Raw genomic sequence first — 4,400 nt, 5'->3', positions numbered from 1 at the left:
GGCCCGTCGGCCGGCAGCGGCCCCTCCCCGGCCGGCTGTCCCGCCGCGCTCACCAGGGCCGGGGCAGCCGTCCAGCAGGCGGAGCAGACCGACACCGCCTGGCACGGGCCCACCACCGGCCCCGCGGCGGTGCCCGGCAAGTCGCTCGTCTACGTCGCGCAGACCATGACCAACCCGGGAGTCGCGGGCGTCGCGAAGGGCGTCGAGGAGGGCGCGAAGGCCATCGGCTGGCAGGTCCGGGTGATCGACGGGGAGGGCACTCCCGCCGGCATCCAGGCAGCGCTCAGCCAGGCCGTCACGCTCAGGCCCTCGGGCATCGTCGTCGGCGGCTTCGATCCGCGGCTGACCTCGCAGCAGATGGCCCGCGCCGAGGCGGCGCGGATCCCGGTCATCGGCTGGCACGCGGTGGGTTCGCCCGGCCCGAGCGAGGACCCCGCGCTGTTCACCAACGTCACCACGAAGGTGGAGGACGTGGCGAGGATCAGCGCGGACTGGATCATCGCCCGGTCCGGGGGGAGCGCCGGAGTGGTCCTGTTCACGGACGACTCGATCCCGTTCGCCAGGAACAAGGCGGAACTGATCCGGCGGGGGCTCGCCGCCTGCCCCGGCGTGCGGCTCCTGTCCTCCGAGAACATCCCGATCCCGGACGCGAGCAGCCGCACCCCGCAGGCGGTCTCCTCCCTGCGGTCCCGGTTCCGGGACGAGTGGACGTACTCGGTGGCCATCAACGACCTCTACTTCGCCGACGCCGCCCCGGCCCTGCGCGCGGCCGGCGCGCCGGGCTCCGGGCCGCCCTTCAACATCGGCGCGGGCGACGGCGACAGCTCCGCGTTCCAGCGCATCAACAGCGAGCAGTTCCAGGCGGCCACCGTCCCCGAGCCGCTGAACCAGCAGGGCTGGCAGGTCGTCGACGAGTTCAACCGCGCCTTCGCCGGACAGCCGGCCAGCGGCTACGTCGCGCCCGTCCACATCGCCACGGCCGAGAACAGCGGCGGCGCCGCGTCGTGGGACCCGACCGGCTACCGCGAGGGGTACCGCAGGATCTGGGGCAGGCCGGTGTAGGCCGGCGGCGGACCGGCCCGGTCAACCGGCCGCCGTACCCGGGACGTCCCGGACGAAGACGATCGCGTCGTTCTCGGCCAAGTGGGCCGGGTCCAGGGGGAAGTAGCCGTGGTACGGGGACACCCGGGGAGCGGGGCGCCGCTCGTGCAGCGCGGTGGCCAGCCGCCGGGCATCGAGGAGGCACTCGGCCTCCGGGAGCGCGTAGAGGAGGCCTTCGACGGTGTCCGGCGGCGGGGTGTCCACTCCCTGGTGGCGGATCGTGCCGAGGGCCGTGGCCAGGAAGGCGTACTCCTCGCCGAGCCGGGCGCTGACGAGGGCGCCCGCGCTCCACCACTCCAGCGGCCTGCCGCCCATCCGCATCGTGCTCTTCTCCCGCTGGAGGTGGCGGTTGTGGGCGTGGACCAGCACGGGGCCCCGTTCGGCGAGGGCGAGCAGGTTGTCGGCCATCATCCGGTCCCGCAGGGCCACCAACCGCGTCATGCGGCTCGGTGACGGGTCGGCCATGCAGGCGTGGTAGCGCAGCAGGCCGGTGGCGGTGCGCGCGTAGAGGCGGGCCCGGTCCCAGTCGTCCCGGGGGTCCGCCGCGGCCAGACGGGGTGCCTGCGCGTCGAGCAGCACCGCCAGGTCGTCGGCGAGCAGCCGCAGTTCCGCGGCCCCTGCCGAGCGGCCCACCGACCGCGCCGGGTCCCACATCGCGCCGGGGTCGGTCCACCGGGCGTCGGCGCCGAGCAGGCGGTCGAGGGCCTGCGCGGTGCAGGGGAGCAGGTCCGCGTCCACCCGGGCGGCGAGGTAGCCGTGGAGTGCGGTCAGGGCCTGCCGGGGGCTCGCGGCGGCGGTGATCTCCAGCGGGCCGTCGAAACCGGCGAAGCGGAGCCGCTCGGGGGCGGGCCGGCCGTCGTTGTACTCCCGCATCCACCGCACGAGTTCGCGGTTGGCCGCGGACGCGCCGAAGCCGTGGCTGAACCCGCGCTCCATGGCCTCGTCCTCGTCGGGGGCGCCCGCGGCGGAGGCGATGTGGTCGTCCACGGCCAGCCCCGCCATGCAGTCGCTCTCGATCGTGATCGTCCGGTAGCCCTCCTCCTCGACGAGTTGGCGGAAGAGCGCGTTGCGCAGGTCGAGCAGGGTGTCCTCGCCGTGGGTGGGCTCGCCCAGCGCGAGCAGCCGCGGCCGGGCCGGGAGCAGCTCCATGACGGCGGCGGCCTCGACGGTACGGGCGATGTGCTGGATGTCGGTTGCCATGCCTTCAACGGTATCTTTGAACCCCCGGTTGAGACTTTGGGCCGATATCATGGGGTGGATGCGACAGAACCTTCAAAGCGGCGGACGGCTCCGGCCCGTCGACCTGGCGCGCGGGCACGGTCTGTCCACGCAGGCCGTCAGGAACTACGAGGAGGCCGGCATCCTCCCGGCCGCCGAGCGCACGCCCCACGGCTACCGCACCTACACCCCGCTGCACGCCCGGGCCCTCGGCGCGTTCCTCGCCCTGGCCCCCGGGCACGGCCACCGGACGGCGGCGTCGATCATGCGGGCCGTGAACGAGGGTGCGGTCGACGAGGCGTTCCTGCTCATCGACGAGAGCCACGCCCGGCTGCTGGAGGACCGCCGGACGCTCCGGGCGGTGGAGGGCGCACTGCGCGACCTCGCCGCCGCCCCGGCCCCCGGACCCGACGCGGCGCTGCCCGGGTCCGGGTCCGGGTCCGGGTCCGGCGGCATGTTCGTCGGGACGCTGGCCGGGGCCCTGGGCATCCGGCCGGCGACGCTGCGCAAGTGGGAGCGCGCCGGGCTGGTGAGCCCGCGCCGCGACCCGCTGACGGGGTACCGGGTCTACGGCGAGGCCGACGTCCGGGACGCGCGCCTGGTCCACCAGCTCAGGCGGGGCGGCTACCTGCTGGAGCGGATCGCCCCGCTGATCGCCCAGGTGCGGGCGGCGGGCGGGCTGGAGCCGTTGGAGGCGGCGCTGGGCGACTGGCACGGCAGGCTCGCCGCCCGCGGGCGGGCGATGCTGGCCGGGGCGGCCGAGCTGGAGGGGTACCTGCGCGAGCGCGGTTAGGCAGCGGCCGCGTCCAGGAGGTGGGGGCCGTCGTTGCGGACGCTGTTGACCGCCGTCGAGACCGCCGTCACCGCGAGGCGGCCGTCGGCCGGGGTGTGCAGGAGCGCACGCAGGTCGGCGGTGTCCTGGTGGGCGGGGTCGAGCCAGGTCTCGTAGTCGCCCGGGTCGAGGGCCAGCGGCATGCGGGGGTGGACGCGGCCGGCCTGGTCGGTGGCCTCGGTGGTGATGATGGTGGCCGTGATCAGCCAGGCCGTCGGGTCGTCGTCGTCCTTGACGGCCGGGTCGCGCCAGAACTCGTACAGCCCGGCCATCGCCATCACCCCCGCGTCCTGCGGGCGGATGAAGTACGGCTGCTTGTAGGCCTTCGCGGAGCCGGTGGCGGGCACGGCGACCCACTCGTAGAAGCCGTCCGCGGGCAGCAGGCACCGCCGACGGGTGAACGCGCGCCGGTAGGCGGGCTTCTCGTGGACGGTCTCCACGCGGGCGTTGATCATGCGCGAGCCCACCGAGGGGTCCTTCGCCCAGGACGGCACCAGGCCCCACCGCACCGGCCGAAGCCGGCGCGCCACCTCCCCGGTGCCGCGGTCGGCCCGCTCGAGGACCGCCCACACGTCGTCGGTGGGGGCCACGTTCCACGACGGCCCCAGCGCTTCGGCGCCGGGTTCCCGCTCGGCGTCGAAGAGGCCCGCGAGGTCTTCCGGGGCCCGGGAGGAAGCGTAACGACCGCACATGGTCCCACTCTCCCACTCTTCGGCTCCGGCCTCACCGACCGGCACGGATAATGGCACGGCCCCACCGCATCGATCCGGGAGAAGAGAACATGGCGCTGAAGGAAGGCCGGCGGGTGAAGCTGGCCGCGGACACCCGGCTGACCGGTGCGGTCGCGGTGACGGAGGACTCCCCGGCGACGGCCTCGTCCACCCGGTCCGCCTCGACGGCGCCGGCGGGCGCGGTCGCCGGGTTCCTGTCGCTGGCGGCGGGCACCGAGGGCACCGTCGAGCGGGTGGTCGAGCACCGCCACGAGAGCCAGGAGGTCCGGGAGTACGAGCGGCTCAAGTCGCTGCTCGACTCCTTCGGCCACGACATGCCCGCCGGGAGCCGCAGGCAGCTGGAGGAGAAGGTCGCCTCCCTGGAGCCCGAGTGGACCGCCTACCAGGAGCAGGGGCCCCGCGTCACCGTCCGGGTCCGCTTCGACAACGGGTTCATCCTCGACGACGCGCACGAGGACGTCTTCACGTCCGTCTGACGCCCGCGCCGCCCCCGGCCCTTCCCGGGCCGGCCCGGCGGC

5 protein-coding genes are annotated in these 4,400 nt (G+C 74.9%); 3 read left to right on the top strand and 2 right to left on the bottom strand.

Features of this window, described 5'->3' with window-relative positions:
• The coding region (locus AB0D66_RS34080) for a substrate-binding domain-containing protein (protein ID WP_362311034.1) at nucleotides 1–1,062 on the top strand (1,062 nt) is incomplete at its 5' end.
• A gap of 21 nt (nucleotides 1,063–1,083) precedes the next feature.
• Here AB0D66_RS34080 and AB0D66_RS34075 read toward each other — a convergent pair.
• Nucleotides 1,084–2,301, bottom strand: a complete 1,218-nt coding sequence (locus AB0D66_RS34075; protein ID WP_362311033.1) for an erythromycin esterase family protein — start codon at nucleotides 2,299–2,301, stop codon at nucleotides 1,084–1,086.
• Between the two features lie 58 nt (nucleotides 2,302–2,359).
• Here AB0D66_RS34075 and AB0D66_RS34070 point away from each other — a divergent pair, with 58 nt between their 5' ends.
• Nucleotides 2,360–3,112 carry a TioE family transcriptional regulator gene (locus AB0D66_RS34070; protein WP_362311032.1) on the top strand — a complete coding sequence of 251 codons (753 nt, stop codon included), beginning with the start codon at nucleotides 2,360–2,362 and terminating at the stop codon, nucleotides 3,110–3,112.
• On the opposite strand, the gene AB0D66_RS34065 is transcribed toward AB0D66_RS34070, so the two are convergent.
• Nucleotides 3,109–3,843 (bottom strand): SOS response-associated peptidase, encoded by a 735-nt coding sequence (locus AB0D66_RS34065; RefSeq protein WP_362311031.1) that lies wholly within the window; start codon nucleotides 3,841–3,843, stop codon nucleotides 3,109–3,111. The two genes, AB0D66_RS34070 and AB0D66_RS34065, sit on opposite strands and share 4 nt — an antisense overlap.
• 89 nt (nucleotides 3,844–3,932) lie before the next feature.
• Here AB0D66_RS34065 and AB0D66_RS34060 point away from each other — a divergent pair, with 89 nt between their 5' ends.
• Entirely contained in the window at nucleotides 3,933–4,358 is a 426-nt protein-coding gene (locus AB0D66_RS34060) for a hypothetical protein (RefSeq protein ID WP_362311030.1), read from the top strand.
• The last annotated feature ends 42 nt before the right edge of the window (nucleotides 4,359–4,400 follow it).

The organism is Streptomyces sp. NPDC048270 (assembly GCF_040652335.1).
Lineage (GTDB): Bacteria > Actinomycetota > Actinomycetes > Streptomycetales > Streptomycetaceae > Streptomyces.
Note: the sequence above shows the minus strand (reverse complement) of the source record. Positions and strands in the feature narration are given on the sequence as shown.

Bases quoted from the DNA above. Each gene is read 5' to 3' on its own strand.
- AB0D66_RS34075 (WP_362311033.1), bottom strand. From the start codon at position 2,301: ATGGCAACCGACATCCAGCACATCGCCCGTACCGTCGAGGCCGCCGCC.
- AB0D66_RS34070 (WP_362311032.1), top strand. From the start codon at position 2,360: ATGCGACAGAACCTTCAAAGCGGCGGACGGCTCCGGCCCGTCGACCTG.
- AB0D66_RS34065 (WP_362311031.1), bottom strand. From the start codon at position 3,843: ATGTGCGGTCGTTACGCTTCCTCCCGGGCCCCGGAAGACCTCGCGGGC.
- AB0D66_RS34060 (WP_362311030.1), top strand. From the start codon at position 3,933: ATGGCGCTGAAGGAAGGCCGGCGGGTGAAGCTGGCCGCGGACACCCGG.